At 64.5% G+C, this 19,517-nt stretch carries 15 protein-coding genes and 1 pseudogene; 8 read left to right on the plus strand and 8 right to left on the minus strand.

Features of this window, described 5'->3' with window-relative positions; translation table 11 throughout:
• Positions 1–32 precede the first annotated feature (32 nt).
• Positions 33–1,160: a coenzyme F420-0:L-glutamate ligase gene (locus tag PGC08_RS07835; RefSeq protein ID WP_096146729.1), complete on the minus strand. Its 1,128-nt coding sequence runs from the start codon at positions 1,158–1,160 to the stop codon at positions 33–35.
• A gap of 479 nt (positions 1,161–1,639) precedes the next feature.
• Here PGC08_RS07835 and PGC08_RS07840 point away from each other — a divergent pair, with 479 nt between their 5' ends.
• The 3 genes from PGC08_RS07840 to PGC08_RS07850 are packed head-to-tail and all read left to right on the plus strand — an operon-like array spanning position 1,640 to position 6,704.
• Positions 1,640–2,101 carry a WhiB family transcriptional regulator gene (locus PGC08_RS07840; protein WP_271709906.1) on the plus strand — a complete coding sequence of 154 codons (462 nt, stop codon included), beginning with the start codon at positions 1,640–1,642 and terminating at the stop codon, positions 2,099–2,101.
• Positions 2,098–5,250, plus strand: coding sequence for a glycosyltransferase (locus PGC08_RS07845; RefSeq protein WP_271709907.1), 3,153 nt, complete (start codon positions 2,098–2,100; stop codon positions 5,248–5,250). Before PGC08_RS07840 ends, PGC08_RS07845 begins: the two co-directional genes overlap by 4 nt.
• Entirely contained in the window at positions 5,247–6,704 is a 1,458-nt protein-coding gene (locus PGC08_RS07850; protein WP_069599891.1) for a DUF5719 family protein, read from the plus strand. The genes PGC08_RS07845 and PGC08_RS07850 overlap by 4 nt, the downstream gene beginning before the upstream one ends.
• A gap of 20 nt (positions 6,705–6,724) precedes the next feature.
• Here the strand turns inward: PGC08_RS07850 and PGC08_RS07855 are convergent, their stop codons facing one another.
• Complete coding sequence (locus PGC08_RS07855) at positions 6,725–7,084, minus strand: metallopeptidase family protein (protein ID WP_009884529.1); 360 nt, start codon at positions 7,082–7,084, stop codon at positions 6,725–6,727.
• A 130-nt stretch (positions 7,085–7,214) separates the two neighbouring features.
• Between PGC08_RS07855 and PGC08_RS07860 the strand changes: the two genes are divergently transcribed.
• The 3 genes and pseudogenes from PGC08_RS07860 to ahcY all read left to right on the plus strand — a co-directional run bounded on the left by PGC08_RS07860 (position 7,215) and on the right by ahcY (position 10,566).
• The gene (locus PGC08_RS07860; RefSeq protein ID WP_069599892.1) at positions 7,215–7,589 is read left to right on the plus strand and encodes a DUF3499 family protein; all 375 of its coding nucleotides are present in this window, start codon (positions 7,215–7,217) and stop codon (positions 7,587–7,589) included.
• The gene (manB, locus tag PGC08_RS07865) at positions 7,586–9,061 is read left to right on the plus strand and encodes a phosphomannomutase/phosphoglucomutase (RefSeq protein WP_271709908.1); all 1,476 of its coding nucleotides are present in this window, start codon (positions 7,586–7,588) and stop codon (positions 9,059–9,061) included. The genes PGC08_RS07860 and manB overlap by 4 nt, the downstream gene beginning before the upstream one ends.
• Positions 9,062–9,106: 45 nt before the next feature.
• Positions 9,107–10,566 (plus strand): annotated as a pseudogene (ahcY, locus tag PGC08_RS07870) (adenosylhomocysteinase).
• 116 nt (positions 10,567–10,682) lie between these two features.
• On the opposite strand, the gene PGC08_RS07875 reads toward ahcY, so the two are convergent.
• Positions 10,683–11,507 carry an RDD family protein gene (locus PGC08_RS07875; RefSeq protein WP_029417523.1) on the minus strand — a complete coding sequence of 275 codons (825 nt, stop codon included), beginning with the start codon at positions 11,505–11,507 and terminating at the stop codon, positions 10,683–10,685.
• Between the two features lie 93 nt (positions 11,508–11,600).
• Between PGC08_RS07875 and PGC08_RS07880 the strand changes: the two genes are divergently transcribed.
• Positions 11,601–12,599 (plus strand): stage II sporulation protein M, encoded by a 999-nt coding sequence (locus PGC08_RS07880; protein ID WP_069599895.1) that lies wholly within the window; start codon positions 11,601–11,603, stop codon positions 12,597–12,599.
• Between the two features lie 134 nt (positions 12,600–12,733).
• Complete coding sequence (locus tag PGC08_RS07885; protein WP_219618405.1) at positions 12,734–13,930, plus strand: MFS transporter; 1,197 nt, start codon at positions 12,734–12,736, stop codon at positions 13,928–13,930.
• A 144-nt stretch (positions 13,931–14,074) separates the two neighbouring features.
• Here PGC08_RS07885 and PGC08_RS07890 read toward each other — a convergent pair whose 3' ends face one another.
• The 5 genes from PGC08_RS07890 to PGC08_RS07910 are packed head-to-tail and all read right to left on the minus strand — an operon-like array spanning position 14,075 to position 19,420.
• Positions 14,075–15,361, minus strand: a complete 1,287-nt coding sequence (locus PGC08_RS07890; protein WP_271709909.1) for a DUF58 domain-containing protein — start codon at positions 15,359–15,361, stop codon at positions 14,075–14,077.
• A complete protein-coding gene (locus PGC08_RS07895; protein WP_009884706.1) occupies positions 15,362–16,456 on the minus strand; it encodes an AAA family ATPase in 1,095 nt (364 codons plus the stop codon).
• Positions 16,453–17,718 (minus strand): DUF4350 domain-containing protein, encoded by a 1,266-nt coding sequence (locus PGC08_RS07900; protein WP_069599897.1) that lies wholly within the window; start codon positions 17,716–17,718, stop codon positions 16,453–16,455. The genes PGC08_RS07895 and PGC08_RS07900 overlap by 4 nt, the downstream gene beginning before the upstream one ends.
• Positions 17,715–18,371, minus strand: a complete 657-nt coding sequence (locus tag PGC08_RS07905) for a hypothetical protein (RefSeq protein WP_271709910.1) — start codon at positions 18,369–18,371, stop codon at positions 17,715–17,717. The genes PGC08_RS07900 and PGC08_RS07905 overlap by 4 nt, the downstream gene beginning before the upstream one ends.
• The gene (locus PGC08_RS07910; protein WP_009884703.1) at positions 18,368–19,420 is read right to left on the minus strand and encodes a DUF7847 domain-containing protein; all 1,053 of its coding nucleotides are present in this window, start codon (positions 19,418–19,420) and stop codon (positions 18,368–18,370) included. Before PGC08_RS07910 ends, PGC08_RS07905 begins: the two co-directional genes overlap by 4 nt.
• Positions 19,421–19,517: the final 97 nt, after the last annotated feature.

A 19,517-nucleotide genomic window follows, 5' to 3' on the forward strand; every position in this document is an offset into this window, starting at 1 on the left:
TTCTCGATATACGTCAGAGGGTGGGGGTGTTGTCAGGGGTTGAGGAGTCCGATGTTGATGCGGACTCCGCGGGGGAAGGCGCCGAGCTCGCCATCGGCCCACTCCCATTTCGTCGTCGCGCTGAGGTCTTCGGCGAAGAGTGCGGTGTGCATGCGCTCGACGAGTGAACCGAGGCCGACCATCGCCTCGAGCAGGGGAGGCCCACCGGCCTGCGGGGTCGCGGGCGAGTCGGAGGGGGCCATGGTGATCCGTGACCCGGAGCCTTCGATGCGCATCCGCCAGGCGGCCTGCCCGGGGGTGCGTGATGACCCGGCTCGGACGACGCGGATGGCGCGGGAGACACGTTCGAGGATGTCGTCGCTGTTGTCCCCGGCCGCGGCACGTCCGGGCAGCTCTGTGACTCCGAGCCCGCGATGGATCGCTTCGACGTGGCCGTAGCGGAACCAGTCCTCGCCGAGGTCGCGGCTGAGCGCCTTCGCCCCGGCCCGACCATTGTCCAGGTAACCACCGGCGCCCCGGACGAGTGCCATCGGAAGGCCGCGCGATGATCCCTTGACGAGATCGGCTGCGGCGGCGATCTCGTCGGCGACTGCGCGGACGGTCACCGATTGCACACGACCGTCGCCGTCGGGCTTGCCGCGCTGGTCATCGAGTCCGGAGAAGCCGGAGAGACCGAGCGCGAAGTCGCCGACTCCGATCCTCCACGGCCGCGAGATGGTGTCGGAGATGACGACGCCGATGCGCACTGAGAACGCCTCTTCGACCCGCAGCCGCAGCTTCTGGGCCGAGGCGTCGCTGTCGACTGGGTGAAGGACAACGGCTCCGCCGGAGTTCGACTGGTCGAGGCCGGCCGCCGCCTGCACGGTGCCCGAATGGGTGCGCACGATCTGGACGGTGGATCCGGAGGCATAGGTGCGTTCGGCGACGAGGTGGTTCGACGACTCCTTGACGAGTTCCTCGAACTCCGCCCGGTCGTTGACGGAGAGCAGACGGCCGTCAGCTTTGGACACGACCTTCGAGGCGATGACGAGGATGTCACCGTCCTTGAGGTCGATCCGATTGCGACGCAGAGCGTTGACAAGGATGGCTGCCAGATCGGAACCGGGCGAAATGTCCTCCTCCACGGGAGGTGCATAGACGGTGAGGAGTCGGTCGTTCATCACCGCGTCCGCATCGTCGTCGGGCAGCCTCGGCGCCCGTTTTCTGGGTGCGATTGCTGGGATCGGGCGACGATCGCGAGTGATTCGACTCTCATGACTCCATAATCCCACCGACGGCGAATGATTTCTAAATTCTCCAGATTTGCTCAGGCGCGCACCATAGGTTGTGTCCATCCCAGATAGTGGTCGCTACATGTGGTGTTCTCGGCGCGTGTGTATGTGAAGGTGTGTTCGAATAACTCTCCGGCGGCCTCTGCAATACTCCACGAGGGCTTGACGGGGCGGTAATGACACGCGTGTAATTTATACTTAACAGGGGAACGCACTTAGCACGAATCCTCGGATTCGAGCATCCACCACGCTGATGCCGTCAGCACGAGCTTCACCTCCGGAACCATCCGGGGAGCCGGTCGCACCCAGACCATTTCACTCCTCGAACGGTACCGGAACCGGAGCTCGCAGTGGTAGGTGAGCTGAGCGTGAGAAAGGGGAAAACCGTGCAAAGCGCACAGAGCAAAAGGCAGGAGAGGGAAGACTTCTCCACAGTCGTGCCCGGAGTCACTTCTCGAAGTGCCGAAGACTGGTTCGTCGAACCAGGAGCACGAACACCGGATACTCTGCCTGATCCATTGGCGATCGATCCGAACGATCTGACACCGCTTCCCACGGATAACTCCGCAGTATCACCGCTTTCACTGCTCTTCGGGGCAGCTGAGGACGGTGAGCTTTCCTGGCAGGACCAAGCGCTGTGCGCTCAGACCGACCCCGAGGCGTTCTTCCCCGAAAAGGGCGGATCGACTCGTGAGGCCAAACGTGTCTGCGCCTCGTGTGATGTCCGGTCAGACTGCCTCGAATACGCGCTGGCGAATGACGAGCGCTTCGGAATCTGGGGCGGTATGTCTGAACGTGAACGCCGCCGACTCAAGAAACAGGTCGTGTGAAACCTGCCGTTACAGTTGTCCTCGCCTCAGGCGATGACAGCAGCAGGGTCGAGCTCGAAACAGCTCTGAGCAAGTCCTACCCCGAGATCCCGATCGTGGATCTCGGGGGTCTTGCCGTCACAGAGGCCATGGCACTCCCCGAAGTCGCCGACAGCACCCATCTGTGGTTCCTCACCGCAGACTCACGCCCCGAGCCCGAATGTCTTGAAGAACTGCTCGAGGCCATCGGCGCGACAGAATCGATCGCCGCCGTCGGTCCCAAGATCATGCACTCAGATCACATCGTCTCCGCAGGCGTCACCACCACCTCGGCGGGAGCCAGGGTCAACCCCGTCGCAGACGGGGAGTACGACCAGGGCCAGCGCGACGGGCAGTCGGAGACTCTGGGTCTCGATCTGCCCGGCATGCTCATCGCCACCACGGAGCTGGAGAGGATCGGAGCACCCTCTAGGGTCCTCGGCGTTGCCTACCGTGGTCTTGAATACTCGCGTCGACTCCGCGACCTCGGCCGCAGAGTCGTCGTCGCCCCAAGCGCCAGACTCACGGTCTCCACCGCACTGGCCTCCCAACTCGGTTCCTCCCCGCTGCCACCTCTGTCGAAATCTCAGATCCGCACGGAACAGCGCTACCGACTCAGCCTCGCCAGCCCCGGCTTCCTCAGCATCTTCTGCCTCCTCGTCCTCACCCAGCTGAAGAACACTCTGGCGGGTCTGCTGTCGAACAACGTCCGCGCCGCCTCCTGGTATTTCTCTGCGCTGCTCGGACTCGGCGCCGACGCCGGCACGACCGCCCGGCTGAGGCGCTCGAACGCCCGCCGCAGTCGCCTCGCCAAACGCACCACCGACTCTCACGTGGCCCCGCTGTATGCGGACCCGGACGAACTCTCCGTCCAACGTCGGAGCATGAACTCCGCCGAGGAGGCCCGTCTGGCCCAGGCCGAATCCGCAGCCGATACCGGCCCCGGGCACGGCGATGAAACAGAACTCAATCCCGTGGGCGATACGGAAGAGGCCATCGACTCGTTCTCACGACTCGAGGTCACCGGCGGTGCCGGGCTCTTTCGCAGCCCTCTGACCTACCTCCTCATTGCGGCCGTGGCACTGAGCGGCTTCGTCTCCTTCCGACTCTTCGGCACCGGCCACCTCGTCGGCGGTGCCGTGGGCTCGACCGATGTCAGCCTCGGTGACCTCGTCAGGCGCCTGCTCAGCCCGAATCTCGACGTCTCCACCGGCGCCGCCGTGCCCAGCGACCCCTATCAGCTGGTCATCGCAGTCCTCAGCCTGCCGTTCCTGGGCCACGTCGACATCATGGTCCGCACCCTCATCCTCCTCGCCCCGATCCTGGCCGTCATCGCCGCCTACACCGCGGCGGGCACGATCGTGAAGAGGAAATGGGTGCGCGGATTCGCCGGGCTGCTGTGGATCGCCGCCCCGCTCTTCGTCACCGCGCTCTCAAACGGACGCCTCGGCGTCATCTTCGTGTGGATCGCGGCTCCGCTCTTCGTCATCGCCCTCCGCCGCAGCCTGCGCACCGGGTCCATCGCCGCTGCCGCAGGTGCCGGACTCCTGCTGTTCCTGATGGTCGCCGGCGTGCCGCTGATGCTGCCCCTGGGAATCATCCTCACCGTCGTCCTCCTGTGCACCGGTCGCGGCCTGCGCCACCTGTGGCTGCTGGCTCCGACCCTGTTCCTGGCCTGGCCCTGGGTGGTCGGCCTCGTCACCGAACCCGGCGCCCTCTTCGTCATGCCCGGACAGACCTTGGCCCCACCAGCCCCGCCGACCTACCTCCTCGCGGTCGGCTTCCCCTCAACTATTGACATGACGTGGCTGTCCGACCTGCTTGCCGCGGTCGGCATCAGCGGAGTCAGCCCGGGACTGCTCCAGCTGTGGGTACCGGTCCTGGTGCTGCCGATGCTCATCCTCGCGTTCCTCACGGTCATCGAAGCTCACCTCAAACTCTCCCGGCTGACATGGGCCGTGGGCCTCTACCTCACCGGTCTGCTGGTGGCCACCGGACAGATCCTCATCCCGGCCCAGACCGGGCCCTTCCATCTCATCGGCTCCTATCCTGCCGCCGGACTGACCCTGCTCAGCTTCGGCGCGATCATGCTGCTGACCCTCGGAGCCCAGGCCACGACGACGAAGTCGACGAACTCCCGCCGGCTGCCCATGCGCGGCCTGACCGGGTTGGTGGCCATCGCAGCCGTCGGACTCATCGTCGTCAGCGTCGGATCCGGCACCACCTCGGCGGGCACCACTTCGGGCGGCGCACTCACTACGCAGGAGCACGGCACTGTTCCGGCCTTGGCCGCTGACCGGGCCGCCGATGATGTTCAGGCGCGCACGCTGCGCCTCGACGTCGTCGACGGCGAGGTCCGGGCACGGCTGCTCTCATCTGCCGACGGGACGGTCATCGGCACCTCGACCATTCACTCCGCCGAGGCGGTCGGCGGCTGGCCGTGGGAGCGCAGGCCCCTGCCCATCAGCGAGGACGAGACCCTCATCGCGCAGGCCGCCGCAGCACTGTCGGCCGATGATGCCGGTGACGTCCGCGCCATCCTCGGCGAGCTGGGCGTGGACTTCGTCCTCGTCGACTCGGATGCGAAGAACCTCCGCAATTCGGTGGCAGCAGCCGACGGTGTGGTCGAGGTCGGTCCGACCGAGTCTGGCGGACTGTGGCAGGTCGACACCCCCTACAACGGTCGCTTCCTCGTCCGCGAGCCCGACGGTACGTTGAGCACGGCACCGATGGACGGAACCACCGCCGAGGTGGCTGCAGGTGAGGACGGGCGCACCCTGATCGCCTCCGACGCCAGCGGCAACATAACCGCCAGCATCGATGGCAAGGACCTGCCGGCCCCGGAGAAGCCCACGAACGACTGGGCCGCCGAATTCTCACTCCCCGCATCCGGGGGAGACGTCGAGCTCAGCTACGGCTCTGAGTTCTATGCACCGGGAGTCATCCTCGGTTGGGTCCTCGGGCTGCTCACCATCATCGTCGCAATCCCCTTCGGATCTCAACGGCAGAGCAGGGCCTGGTCGCGAACGACTCGTGCGAGATCTGAGAAGAAGGCTCGCACGACATCGCAGCGAGCCGAGACGGCACCGAAGTCGCGAGCACCCGAGCAGACAGTGGAGGCGAAGCCATGAAACACATGCGCAGCATCGTGACCTTCGCGGCGATCGCCGTGCCCGGCGTCCTCGTCGCCACCACTTCGTTCCTGACCCCGCTGACCCCGGGTACCCTCGACCGCAGCCCCGAACAGGTGAGGATGCCCACCGCAGACACCCGCGTGATCTGCCCCGGCCCGTTGCTGACCGATGACGAAGCTGAAGGCACCGACGCGGAATTCGTCGATGACTCGAACGTGTCCACCCGAGTCGTCTCGGCTTCCGCGCCGATCAGCGCCGCCGACGGTTCCGTCTCGGCCGCACGCCTGCAGGTCGCGGATCTGGGAGGCTCGGCCAACTTCGACAACCCCAACTCGGACGGCTTCATCTCCGGTGACGATCCGATCGATCAGACCAAACTCATCACCGGGTTCGCCCGCCCCGGAGCACCGGCGCTGACGACCGGCGTCGAAACAGTCGAAGGCACATCAGGTGACCTCACCGGTCTGGCAACGCTGACCTGCGGGGCAGCCGCCAGCAACTTCCGGATCCTGGCAGGCTCGGGTGCTGCAGGATCGAATTCCCAACTGCTGCTGAGCAACCCCGGTGACGTTCCCGTCCAGGCCGAGGTCGCACTCATGACACCTTCGGGACAGCGCGGGGAGCCGACAGAGGTCAGCATCAAGGCAGGGAAGCAGCGCGCCATCCGCCTGGGCGGTCTCGCCGGCGGAGCCGAGTCTCTGGCAGTCGACGTCAAGGTCGACGGGGGAGTCGTGTCCGGTTCCCTCCAGGAGACGGTGCTCGACGGTCTGACCCCCAAGGGCATCGACTTGGCCACAAGCGGGGCGGATGCTGATTCGCAGCAGGTCGTGACCGGACTCAACGGCAAGGACGCACGACTGCGTGTGGCCAACCCGAGTGATGACCTCGCGGAGGTCTCCCTCAAGGCCTACGGACCCGATGGTGAGATCGACATTCCCCGTTCATCCATGACCGTGGTCGCGCATGGAGTCGCCGAGGCGGATCTCGGCGATCTGGAGGCCACCAGCGTCATCCTCGACTCGGACCAGAGCATTCAGGCCAGCGCATTCATTGGCCAGGACGGGGAGAAGGGCAGCGCGGACTTCGGAAGCGTCAACGCCACAGACACCCTCGCCGACTCGCAGATCATGGCCCTTCCGCGCACGGGCACCGGAAAGCTCTACCTCTCACCGGGCCAGGGGCAGGTGCAGGTCAGCGGCATGCTCGATGATGGTTCGCTCACTGAGCCGCAGTCGATCGACCTCAACCCCACCGGCACCACCGAGTTCAGCCCCGCCGAGGTGTCCCCGGACGCAGTGCGGGCCATCGTCATCAGCGGTGAGAACGCCTCAGGATCACAATCGGACGGTGTCCATGCCAGCTATGTGGTCACCACCGACTCCGGGATCTCCTCGGTCCAGCCGGCACCGGCACCGGCCGGCGTGGCCTACCGCGACATCCGACTCGGCTGAGGCGGGGACAGAGAACTCGGCTAGGAGTTCCGGAGGATCTCGACCTGGTCGGCGACCACCTCGGCGATGAGGGAATCGCGCTGTCCGCTACTGTGATACTCGATCACCCGACGGTAGAGGACGATGTGCGTGAGCCGGTGCGCGGTGGCGGGAAACACCCTCCCGAATGCAGGTTCGGTCGAACTGGCCGGTGGGACGGCATCGATGGCCAGCACCACCTCGGCGAGCAGTGCCGGTTCTTGGGCCCGTTGGCGAGCGAACTCCTCGGCCGCGACACGGGCGAAGCTCTCGGATCGGCGCTGACGGGCGGGCACGTCGGCTAAGAACAGCGGGGACCGCAGTCCACGGCCGTGCCGATCACGGTGACGCCTGGTACTCATGAGTCAATATTGTACTGACCATACGGCCCTGGCTGTCGGGGACAGGCGGTGCTCGCGTGTAAAGTGGTGGACTGTGTCAGCCGTGAGATTGTGTTCAAAAGTCAGCTGTTCGCGCAGTGCCACAGCCACCATGACGTACGTGCACGCTGATGCCTGCGTCGTCATCGGTCCGCTGTCGCGTCGCTCCGAACCCGGTGCCCACGACCTGTGCGCCGATCATGCCGCCAAACTGACCCCACCGGTGGATTGGCAGCTCATCCGCATCGGGGGTGAGCAGGCTCCGCCCGAACGAACCCGTGACGATCTTCTGGCCATCGCCGACGCCGTCAGGGAAGCAGCAGGCCGCCCCGGGAACGGCGCTCGCACAGGCGGGGGCGCATCTGCCTCGTCATCTGACTCTTCATCTACCTCGTCGACGGGCTCGCCTGCGGGCTCCGAGAGCCGAAACGACGGCTCCGTGCAGGGCCGCAAGCACGGTCACCTGCGCATCATCGGCGACTCATGACCACACACCACGCCACGTCCGATCCCAGCCGCACACCCGGTCCCGACCTCGTCGCGGCCCGCACGAGGGCGCTCGAGGCCGCGGTCGGTGCCTATGACATCCGGGGGCGCATCCCGGACCAGTTAGAGACGGATGTGCTCTTCGCCCTCGGCTGGGCCACGGCCACCGCGATGGCTGAACTCCATGACACCGCCGAGGTGGTCGTCGGCCACGATATGCGCCCCAGCTCACCCGGCTTCGCCCACGCATTCGCCGCCGGCATCGAGTCCGCCGGCTTCCGGGCCGTCTTGCTGGGACTGTGCTCGACCGATCAGCTGTACTTCGCCTCAGGCATCTTCGATCTGCCGGGTGCGATGATCACCGCCAGCCACAACCCGGCCGACTACAACGGGATCAAGATCTGCGGTCCACGTGCCGCCGGAGTCAGCCTTGCCTCCGGCTTGGGACGAATCAAGGACCTGGCGCCGCAGGCACCCACATTCAACGACGCTCCTGAAGTCGCGGACGACGAGTCCGCCGCGGCGGACATGCGCGGCCGCTATGTCGAACGCATCCGCACCCTGACCCACGTCGACGAGGTCAGCGGACTGAGCGTCATCGTCGACTGCGGCAACGGCATGGCGGGCCAACTCCTCGGCGAGGTCTTCGGCACCGACGCCGGCTATGCTCAGGTGCCCTTCGAGGCCATCGGCCTGTTCACCGAACTCGACGGCACCTTTCCCAACCACGAGGCCAACCCGCTGAAGCCGGAGAACCTCCTCGATGTCTCCCGCGCGGTCGTCGACCAGGGTGCGGATCTGGGATTGGCCTTCGACGGCGATGCCGACCGCTGCTTCTTCATCGACGAAACCGGAGCGACCATGTCTCCTTCGGCAGTCGGGGCGCTCGTCGCCGAACGCGAGATCGCTCGTGCCAAGACAGCAGGCGTGGCTGAACCAGTCGTCATCCACAACCTCATCACCTCCCGCAGCGTGCCGGCCACGATCGCGGCCGCGGGTGGGCGAGCAGTGCGTTCGAAGGTCGGCCACTCCGGCATCAAAACCCTCATGCGCTCCGAAGAGGCGGTCTTCGCCTGCGAACATTCCGCGCACTTCTACTTCCAGGAGTTCTACGGCGCCGACTCCGGCATGCTCGCCGCCTGCCACCTGATCGCCGCCCTGGCGAATACCGGGGCACCTGCCTCACGGCTCGTCGCCGACTACGATCTCTACGTCCAATCGGGCGAGATCAACTTCACGGTGGCAGACCCCGATGCAGTTCTCGCCGCCTTCGCCGCCGAATCCTCTGACTTCCCAGCCAGCACCATCGATGACCTCGACGGCATCGGTCTGCAGGGCGAGGACTGGTGGGTCAACCTGCGCAAGTCCAACACGGAGCCACTGGTGCGACTCAACGTCGAAGCCAGCGATCCGGATCGTCTGCGCGAACTGACTGCACAGGCCAGTGAATTCGTCGAAGCCCGCAGGCAATAGACTCAAACGCAGACGACAACAGTTTCCGTTCCCGATGGAGGTACCGTGCTCGATTCCACCGACTACAAGGTTGCCGATCTGAGTCTGGCCGAGGCGGCCGGCACCAGATCCGACTGGCCGAACGCGAGATGCCAGGGCTCATGGCTCTGCGCGAAGAATTCGGCCAGAGCAAGCCGCTGACCGGGGCCCGCATCGCCGGAAGCCTGCACATGACAGTGCAGACAGCTGTGCTCATCGAAACCCTCGTCGCCCTCGGGGCGCAGGTGCGCTGGGCCAGCTGCAATATCTTCTCCACCCAGGATGAGGCCGCCGCTGCCGTCGTCGTCGGCACCGGAAGCGTCGACGCCCCCGCCGGTGTGCCGGTCTTCGCCTGGAAGGGTGAGACCCTGGAAGAGTACTGGTGGGCCGCGGACAAGATCTTCGACTTCGCCGAGGGCGCCAACCTCATCCTCGACGACGGCGGCGACGCCACCATGTACGTCCTCAAGGGTGCTCAGGCCGAAATCGATGGGGGAGTCCCAGCCGCTGGCGAGGACGACCCGGAAGAGTTCAAGGTCCTCCTGGCACAGGTGCAGAAGTCACTCGAGGCCTCGCCCGGTCGCTTCGGACGCATTGCCGCTGGCATCAAGGGCGTCAGCGAAGAGACCACCACGGGCGTCAATCGTCTCTACCGTCTGGCCGAGGAAGGAAACCTCCCGTTCCCGGCCATCAACGTCAACGACTCGGTGACGAAGTCGAAGTTCGACAACCGCTACGGCATCCGCCACTCCCTGCCCGACGGCCTCAACCGCGCTACCGATGTCCTCATCGGCGGCAAGATCGCAGTCGTCGTCGGCTACGGTGACGTCGGTAAGGGAGCCGCCGAGGCGCTGCGCGGTCAGGGTGCCAGGGTCATCGTCACCGAGATCGACCCGATCTGCGCCCTGCAGGCGACGATGGACGGCTACCAGGTCGAGAATCTCCCCGCAGTGGCACCGACGGCGGACATCATCATCACGACCACCGGCAACACGCGTGTCGTCGGGGTCGAGGTGCTGACCAGTCTCAAGCCCGGAGCGATCGTGGGCAACGTGGGTCACTTCGACGATGAGATCGATCTGGCCGGACTGGCCAAGATCTCCGGAGTGACGAAGGTTGAGATCAAGCCTCAGGTCCACGAATGGCGCGTGCCTGTGCCGGCTGATCTTGGGCTCGATCGTGACCAGACGGACTTCCTCGTCCTCTCCGAAGGTCGCCTGCTCAACCTGGGCAACGCGACCGGTCACCCCTCGTTCGTCATGAGCGCGTCGTTTGCCAACCAGGTGCTTGCGCAGATCGAACTCTGGGTCCGTGCCGATGATTACGACAACGATGTGCATCGCCTGGCGAAGGAACTCGATGAGAAGGTCGCCCGTCTCCACCTGCCGGCGCTCGGAGCCAAGCTGTCCGAGCTGTCGAAGGAACAGGCCGAATACATCGGTGTCGACGTCGCCGGACCTTACAAGCCTGAGCACTACCGGTACTGAGGTTCCCTGACGTTCTCAGGCCCGGCTCCCATCGACTGGGGGTCGGGCCTGAACTGTCTGTGGTTCTGCTTGTGTGGGGTGTATTGGAGCTGAGCGTGTAGGTGGGTGTGCGGCCTTCAGCGGCTCTGGAGGCTCAGTCCGTGGGGGAGAGTGTTGACGCCGGCGCGGAAGGCTTGAGACTGTTCGGCTCGGCGCTGCTGTTTTGCGAACTCGGCGGACCGTTGCCGGTGGATGACCGCTGACAGGAACTGTTCGGGCATCGTCCCCTCTGGTGGCGCGGGTGCAACATAGGGATTGAGCTCGGTAGCAAGTTCCTTCGCCCGCTCCCAGCGCGAATCGCGACCCAGATTCTCCGCCATCGACAGGAACTGGACGATTCGCCGGTGCAGTCCGGCCGGAAGTGTGGCTATGTCGGTCTCGGCCAGCCAATTGTGCAGATGCGGGGAGACGTGCGTGCGGATCGGCTGGGGTGGGGAGGTGCGTTCACTCACGGCCATCGTCCCGGCCATGTAGTCGCCGAGGCGTTTGGACTGTGGGGAGATCAAACCGGAGAGAGCAGCCACACCGCCGCCGGTCGACAGGATCTCGAAGGGCCAGAGGATGGCCCGAATGAACGAATGCCTGGCTCGTACGGCGCCGCCGTCATCGCGGACGACTCGCAGGCCGAGGATGAGCTTGCCGAGTGAGCGTCCGTGGGTGAGGACTTCGACGATCATCGGCAGGAGAACGAACACCGAAATGCTCATGATGGTCATGACCGATGTCAGCAGCAGCTCGTTGACCTCAAGAATCTGCAGCAGGAACCAGAACATGGCGATGATGAGCCCGATGTTGACGATCGAGTAGACGATGAAGTCGATGAGGCAGCTCAGCGCACGTGCCGCCAGGGCAGCAGGCTGAATGCTCAATTCGACGGCTTCTCCCGTCACCAAAGTACTCACAAATCCATCCTGTCATAATTCCCATCCCCACTTCACGGCGGATCGCCTGCCACCCACATTCGGAGCGGCGGGACTCTCAGATAGGGTTGAAGCATGGACCCGAATCTGCTGGCCGAACTGCACGGCGACAAGTGGCGAGAACTGTCCATGCTGGCCAAGCAGAACACGTTGAATCCGGCGCAGACACACAGGTTCCTCGACCTCTACCGCGATGCGTCGAAGGATCTCTCACGGATCATGACGGTCGCACCCGACTCGGTGGAAGCCGCACGTCTGTCGGCGATCGTCCATCGCTCGCGCAACCATCTATCCGCGGTCCCATCCGGTGGTCTGAGCGGTCTCTCCCGCTTCTTCGTCATCAGCCTGCCGCTGTCGATCTATCGGCTCCGCTGGGACTTCCTCATCGCCGCAGTGTTCTTCCTGGCGGTCGCGAGCCTCGCTGGGATCTGGGCGGGAATGCATCCGGAGGTCCTCGAGACCTTCGGAGATCACGCCTTCCGCAAACAGTTCGCCGAACATGATTTCGTCGAGTACTACAAGGAGAACCCGAACGGATTCTTCGCCGTAGGTGTGTGGACGAACAACGCGTGGATCGCAGTGCAGTTCGTGCTCCTGGGCATCACCGGAGTCTTCGTCGTCTCAGGACTGTTCTCCAACGCCGTCAACGTCGGCTTCTCCGGTGCGATGATGTTCGAGTTCGACCGCGGTTCGGACTTCTTCCTCTACATCCTCCCGCACGGCATCCCCGAGATCAGCTGCATCATCCTCGCTGCAGCCGCGGGGCTGAGGCTGTTCTTCGCCTGGGTGGTGCCGGGCCCACAGCTGCGGCGGAACAAACTCGCCTCGGAGGCCAGATCACTGCTGACAGTCGCCGGGGGACTGGTCATCATGCTGTTCATCTCGGGTCTCATCGAAGGCTTCGTCACCCCGAATCCGATTCCGCCGGCGCTCAAAATCGCCATCGGCGTCGCCTATACGGCCGCAGTCATCGCCTATGCCTGGTACTTCGGCAAACGTGCCGCCAAAGCCGGCCTCAGCGCAGACCTCGATGAGCATCAAGCCGGCTACTCAATCCTCGCCACCGACAGGTAGGGTCGCGTCGAACCACAGTCGCACAAGGCGCCTAGCCTCGGGCGAAAAGCAGACCACGAATAGGTAGCGCGCATGCTGAAGGCCAAGTCCGGCGGATCTACATGAGGTTCCTACGAACTCATCCGGGCTTCAGCATGCTGTGGGCCATCAACTTCACCTCCTCTATGGTGGGTTGGTCAATGGGGATTGCCCTCAGCGTTCACATCTACCAGCTGACCGGGTCAGCCTTGTGGACCGCCATCTTGGCAGCCACACCGACGGTCTCGGCAATAGTGTTTGGCCATCTGGCTGGCACGGTGGCTGATCGCTGGAACCCCCTGCGAGTAGTCCAACTGACCTTGCTGGCACGCGTCGTCGTCCTATTGGGACTCTTCGTGGTTGCTGAATCACCTGTTTGGTTGGCGATTTTGGTCTTTGTGCAAGCCGCCGTCCAGCAGATCTATCGGCCAGCGGAGCAGGTATTGATAGCTGACTTTGTCTCGGCTGAGGACCTACCCGAGGCAAACGGGCTCAATTCGTTCGCGTCGAACGCGACCCGGCTCGTTGCTCCGGCGTTGGGTGGCTTCGTCATCGCCGTCGTAGGGTTCGGCTGGACCGCGCTTGGGATGACCGCATTTATGGCTTGCTCGGCAATACTGAGTCTCACGCTGGGCCGCTGGTTCCAACAGTCGCCACCGAGCGAAGATGCGGAAATGCCAGACGGTTCCAAATCAGTCGGAACATATCTGAAGCTCTTACGCCGGAGCCCCCGGGCACGCGGGTTAGTCCTTCTCCAAGTGCTCGACGCCGTCAAAGAGGGCCCTCTGTCTGCGTTGTTCCCCGTTCTGATGCTGGGAGTAGTCGGTGCGACGTCCACTGAGATGGGACTGGCCAACAGCGCCTTCGCAGTGTCAGCAGTGGTGGCCGGCCCGCTGATCGGTGTGGTGATCAAACGCCTTGGTTATCAGCTGACGGTTGTGGGCGGAGCCGCCGTGGCGTACAGCCTGATCGTTGTTCTTGTGATCTGGCCTTCCTTCCCCATGGCGGTCATCGCATTCTTTCTGTCAGGGTTGCCTTTCACCGTGTCGTGGGTGGGAAGTCAGACGTGGCTGCTGCTGACTGCACCGCGATCGATGAGGGGCCGCGTTGTCGGTACGAATGGAGCTGTCTATTCGTGCTTCACCCTGATTACTATGCTGGGCAGCGGAGTCCTGGCCGACATGATCGGTGTCCGATGGGTGATAGGAGTTGCCGCAGGCGTGGCACTCATTGGTCTCGTTCCCGTCCACCTTCTATTGCGATCCGTGCCGAAACCAACCGACGCGTCTGCCGAATCAGAAGGGCAGAAATGACCATCGCTCCACCAGACTAAACCTCATCTGTGCCACCGCATTCGAGCGGGGCAGTGATCGTTTCTTCACCAATTGAAACGGTGAGGGGCGGACTGAGTATCCAAAGTGATAAGCGCGCACCCGAAACTGGCTTGGGGCTGCGGTCTAGAGCTTCCCGGTGGCCTTGAGATTGATGTAGAGATCGGCCAATGCGCCAGGCAGATCGTCGGGGCCCGCCTCGACGGACTGGACACCGGCACCGCGCAGATGAGTCTGCAGTGACTTCGACGTCAGCAGCTCCGATTCTGCGGCTGCGGCGGTGAAGATCTCGTCGGTTCCGTCACGTCTGGCAGCCAGTTCACGCAGTCCGGGATCCTCGACAGAGGCCAGGACCACACGGTGGCGGGCCAGGAGCGTCGGCAGGACCGGCAGGATCTCATCGGAGACGCTGCCCTCGTCCAACGCTGTGACGAGGACGACGAGGGCATGCTGGCGCGACGTGGCCAGAACGGTCGAAGAGATCTGCTCCCAGTCGGCATCGTAGAGTTCCGGATGCACCGTGGTCAGTGCCACCGACAGGTCATGGACAGGGTCCTTCGACCGATGACTCGAAGCGATGGCACGAATGCGAGCATCGGCGACGACGACATCGACGCGGTCACCTGCGCCCGAAGCCAGAGCCGTCAGCAGCAGAGCAGACTCCAACGCCGCATCGAAGACCGTGCCGTCTCCACACCGGCGTGCTGCCAGCCGGGACGAATCGACGACGATGACGACCCGGCGGTCACGTTCTGGCCGCCAGGTCTTGACGACCAGGTCCTGGGCCCGGGCACTGGCCCGCCAATCGATCGAGCGCACATCATCACCGTCGACGTAATCGCGCAGCGAATCGAACTCCGTGCCCATGCCGCGGATCATCACCGCCGAGCGACCGTCGAGCTCACGCAGCTTCTGGGTCTTCGACGGCAGTTCACGTCGAGAGATGAACGGCGGCAGGACGCGCACGATCGCAGGAACGTCGAAGCTCTTCTGGCGGGCGATCAGGCCCACGACGCTGCGACTGCGGATGGTGACTTTGTCACCGTGCAGGGCACCACGACGCACCGGCAGGAGCTGAGTGACCACCTGCGTGTTCTCCTCCGGCGCAAGGTCGAGCCGCGAACGGGTGCTCTTCGCCCCGGCACTGGGCGACCAAGCATCCCGGACGGCTAGGCGAAGTCGTCTGGGGGAGTCGTTGACCACTGTGAGAGTGGAATGGGTGGGGTCTCCCAACCGGACCATCGGTCCCGGTGTGCGCTGAAGGGAGGCCAACCTCGGCGGCGGTGTGAGGAAGAAGTCGACGAGCGCGAGGAGGACGATGATGCCGGCGACGATCAGCGCGCTGGTGAACCCCGGCATGAGCATGACGGGGATGATCCCAAGCAGGGTCAGCAGGAGCAGACGTGTGGTCATTCAGCGCGGGACTTCGGTGGTTGCGATGATCGAGTTGAGGACCTGATCGACGTTGAGCCCGTCCATCTGAGCCTCCGGACGCAAGATCACACGGTGGCCCAGAGTCATATGAGCGAGGGCCTTGACGTCGTCGGGTGTCACGTAGCCGCGACCTGACAACCAGGCATAGGCGCGTGCGGCACCGAGCATTCGGGTGGCGCCACGAGGGGAGACGCCCAAGGCCAGGGACGGTGCCTGCCTCGTGGCTCTGGCGAGGTCGACGATGTAGGTGATGACCTGTGGGGCGATGTAGATCTCGGCGATGCGCTCGCGCGCCTGCGCGATCATGGCCGCGTCGACGACCGGGGTCAGTCCCGCCTCGGCGAGGTGGGAGGCATCGAAGCCGTGGGCGTGACGGTTGAGGATCTCGAATTCCAGATCGCGTTCGGGCAGTCCGAGCACGAGTTTGAACAGGAAGCGGTCGAGCTGAGCCTCGGGCAGAGGGTAGGTGCCCTCATACTCCAGCGGGTTCTGGGTGGCAGCGACCATGAACGGTTCGGGCAGGGCACGGGACCCGCCGCCGACGGAGACCTGGTGTTCCTCCATGGCCTCGAGCAGAGCCGACTGGGTCTTGGGCGGGGTGCGGTTGATCTCATCGGCGATGAGGATGTTGGTGAACACGGGTCCGGCTCGGAACTCGAAGTTCGACACGGATGCGTCATAGACCAGCGAGCCGGTGACATCGCTGGGCATGAGGTCCGGCGTGAACTGGATGCGTGTGTTGTCGAGGCTGACCGAGGTGGCGAAGCTGCGCACCAAGAGGGTCTTGGCGACGCCGGGCACACCTTCGAGCAGGACGTGGCCCTGGCACAGGAGGGCGATGAGCATGCCGGTGACTGCTTCGTCCTGGCCGACGACGGCCTTGGCGATCTGCGTGCGCACATCGACGAATGCCTCGCGCAGCGGGTCGCGTTCCTGGGCCGGCTGCTGTGGGGCCTGCATCGGCTGAGCCTGCTGGGGCTGCGCCGGCTGCTGCGGCTGTTCCTGTGACGGGGCCTGTTGCGGCTGCGCCGGTTGCTGGGGCTGGGCGGAGTTCTCTCCCGGAGTCTGTGTCATGAGACCTCGCTTTCGATGAGGGTGAGCAGATGGACGATGTTCGCCAGATCTGAGTCGGTGTGGGGCACCGCGGAGGAGAAGACCGACTCGATTTGGGCCGGATCGCGGCCCGTGGAATTCGAGATGCCGACGATGATGTCAGTCAGGCCCGCCTCGGGTCCCAGCGCCAACCGCTTCGCAATGCGCAGCAGGGCACCCGTGCGCAGGGTGTGCAGGGCTCCGGTCCGGTCATGGCTGCGTGCAGCCAGAGCCGCTCGACCGTGCACCGTCTCCACTGCGGGAACGATCACCGGCAGGCGTTCGACGGCCAGGGGACCGAACCTGCGGCCGATGATGAGGAGGAGGACGATGATGCACGGAACCAGCCATACGGCTCCGGCGATGAACCAGCTGGGCACATAGTCCAGCGTCGATGGTGCCGATTCGGAGTCAGCGGACTCGGTGGGGTAGTAGACGACCAGATGGTCGGTCTGTGAGAGTTCGGAGAGTACCAGCGAGGCATGGCCCTCTTCGTCGATGCCGGCGTTGGTCGCCCAGGTGGAATTGCCGAGGACGGTGACGGGAAAGTCGCCCTTTCCTCCGCCGCCCTGGTCGACGATGAGCTGTCCGTGAGCCGATCCGGGAGTCACTGCGCCGCCGTCGATCTGCGAGACACCGGGACCGGCGAATGGGTAGCAGGCGCGAAGACCCTCGGTTCCCTTCCTGGCTTCGGCATACTCGTAGTCACCGGTCTCTACCGGGCCTGCAGCCTCGGCTGAGGGCACAGCACAATCTGGCTGTGAGATCTTATCCGGAGACGCCAGCGGACTGAGGCTGTCATTGACCGTGATGCGGTCGGTGAATTCCTGGACGGCATAGCCGGGGTCGATGAGCACGAGACGGTTGTCCTCGGCTGCCAGTTCGGACCGGAAGCCATCGATGTCGCCCTGGGAGAGCGTCTCGGCCTGCGTGGGAATCAGCAGTGACGTGTCGGGTTGTCCGGCGGCTTTATGGGCTGTGTCGAAATCCTCGGTGGTGGTGACGTCGACCCCCTGGTCGCGCAGGGTCTCGACCATGGCCTTCGTGCCGTCGCGTGAAGTGGAGTCGTAGTGCAGCGGGGCATCGGTGCCCCGGTCGGATGTCATCAGCATCGTCGCGATCACAGTGATGAGGATGGCGACGGCCGCGACGATCCATACCCCAGCCGATCTCAGGCGAGCCGTCACCGGCACGGCCGCACTGGAACGGGTTCCCCTGGTTGCGACGTCGATGAAGGCGCTCATGATGCCACCGCCGATCGCTGCCGAGGGTTCAAGGCGCTGAGCCTGCCATCGAGTGCCTGGAATTCGCCATAGGTTGTCTGCAGCGAATCGTCCGAAGTTCGGTCGCGTTCCTCACCGAAGAGGAGGTCGTTGAAGACGTTCGCCACGCGAGCCAGCTCTCGCCTGTGCTCGGGCAGGTGCTCTCCGGCGGTGCGGCTGAGTTCGCTGGCCGTCGACGCCGAATCGAGAGTCACGATCTGCTTCTGCGAGAGTACGGCGAAGATGGCACGGGCGGAATCGATGACCGCGGTCCTCATATCCCCACGTTCGGCAGCGGCCCGGGCGCTGTCCCTCCACGGACCGGGCTGCGGTGACGCAACAACGGGGTCGAATGCCGACAGCGGAAGGCTGGTCTTCTTCAGCCCGACGCGCCTGACTCGCCAGATGATCAGCGCGATGATGGCCGCGAGGGCTGCGACGACGATGAGCAGCAGCCATGGCGAGTTGCCGTCCAAGGCGGTGGAGACGAGTGAGTCCCAGATACTGCTGAGCCATTGTCCGAGCTGTTCCAAGGGTGTGAGATCGGTGTTCGAGTATTCGTCTTTGGATAGTTCGTCTTCGACCAATTCGCGGCCGGTTTCACGATCGATGGGGGAGCTGCTGAGGATGCTCATGCACTCCCCTCCTCACGGCGGATGAGAACCAGGTCGAAGCCTTCGGAGCGCATGCGCTGGTCGAAGTAGCAGACGCAGACGAGGCAGGAGAAGTAGGCGAAGAGGATCGCCGAGGATACGGTCGTCAAGATCAGGAGAGCGGCTCCGGCGACGACGGTGATGACCGTGATCGACGTGGAGGATGCGGCAGCGGTCCCGATGGCAAGCGTCGCGATGACGGTGAGGACCGAGACGAGCGGGGTGATGATGAGCTGGACCAATTGGTTGGACAGGAAGTAGCCGAGCCCCAGCTGGCCGAGGGTGCGCCAGAATCCTCGCCCGGTCAGCGTCCACGAACGGCGCAGTCCCGCACGCACGCCCAAGCCCTCGACGGCGATGGCCGAGCCGGTGAAGGCGAACCGCAGGTTGAGCCAGATCAGGGCGCACACCCACAGCCCCAGAGCGACGAGCGCGGTGACGATTGCAACAACCGGATTGTCGGCCAGGGCGAACAGAACTGAGGGAAGACTGAGTAGAAGCAGCAGGCCGAGGTTGACGGCACCCAGGAGCAGCGCGGCGAGAATGAGCGTCCACCGGCGCCCGTGCAGAGACCTCCACGACTGCGTCAAGGTGGTCTTGCGTGCCCCGAACGAGGCCTCGGCACCGCTGGCGGCCAGCCCGGCGAGGAAATGGGCCACGCCGAGGCTGAGCAGGCTGATCGCGAACGATCCCATCTGCGCGAGCAGGAAGAACCCGGACATCGCATCGTCATTGCTGACGATGTCGTTGAGGAAAGGCAGGAACTGCAGGACGACGAAGGTTCCCAGCGCGGTCAGAATCAGAGTCCAGAGCGTGAATACGATGAGAGCGGCACCGATGGTGAGGCCGGGAATGAACCTCAGCAACCGGAAACCGGAATCGAGCACCTCGAAGAAGGTCAGCGGTCGTTTGGCCAGGATTCCACGCGGGGAAGGCGGGTGCCATTCGTGATGCGTCGGGCCCTGATCTCGTCGTTGCCACTGACCGGTCTGCCAGTCGACCTCTGAGGTCCACGCATTCGATCGTCCCATCACCGAACAATCCTGCCATGTTTCGCGGCCCGACGCCGAGTCGAATCGCCCCCGAAGCTGTGTTCACGACATCTGCATTCAGCGGTGGGGGTGTCGA

Origin of the sequence: Brevibacterium sp. BDJS002 (assembly GCF_028201555.1) — a bacterium.
GTDB classification, from domain to species: domain Bacteria; phylum Actinomycetota; class Actinomycetes; order Actinomycetales; family Brevibacteriaceae; genus Brevibacterium; species Brevibacterium aurantiacum.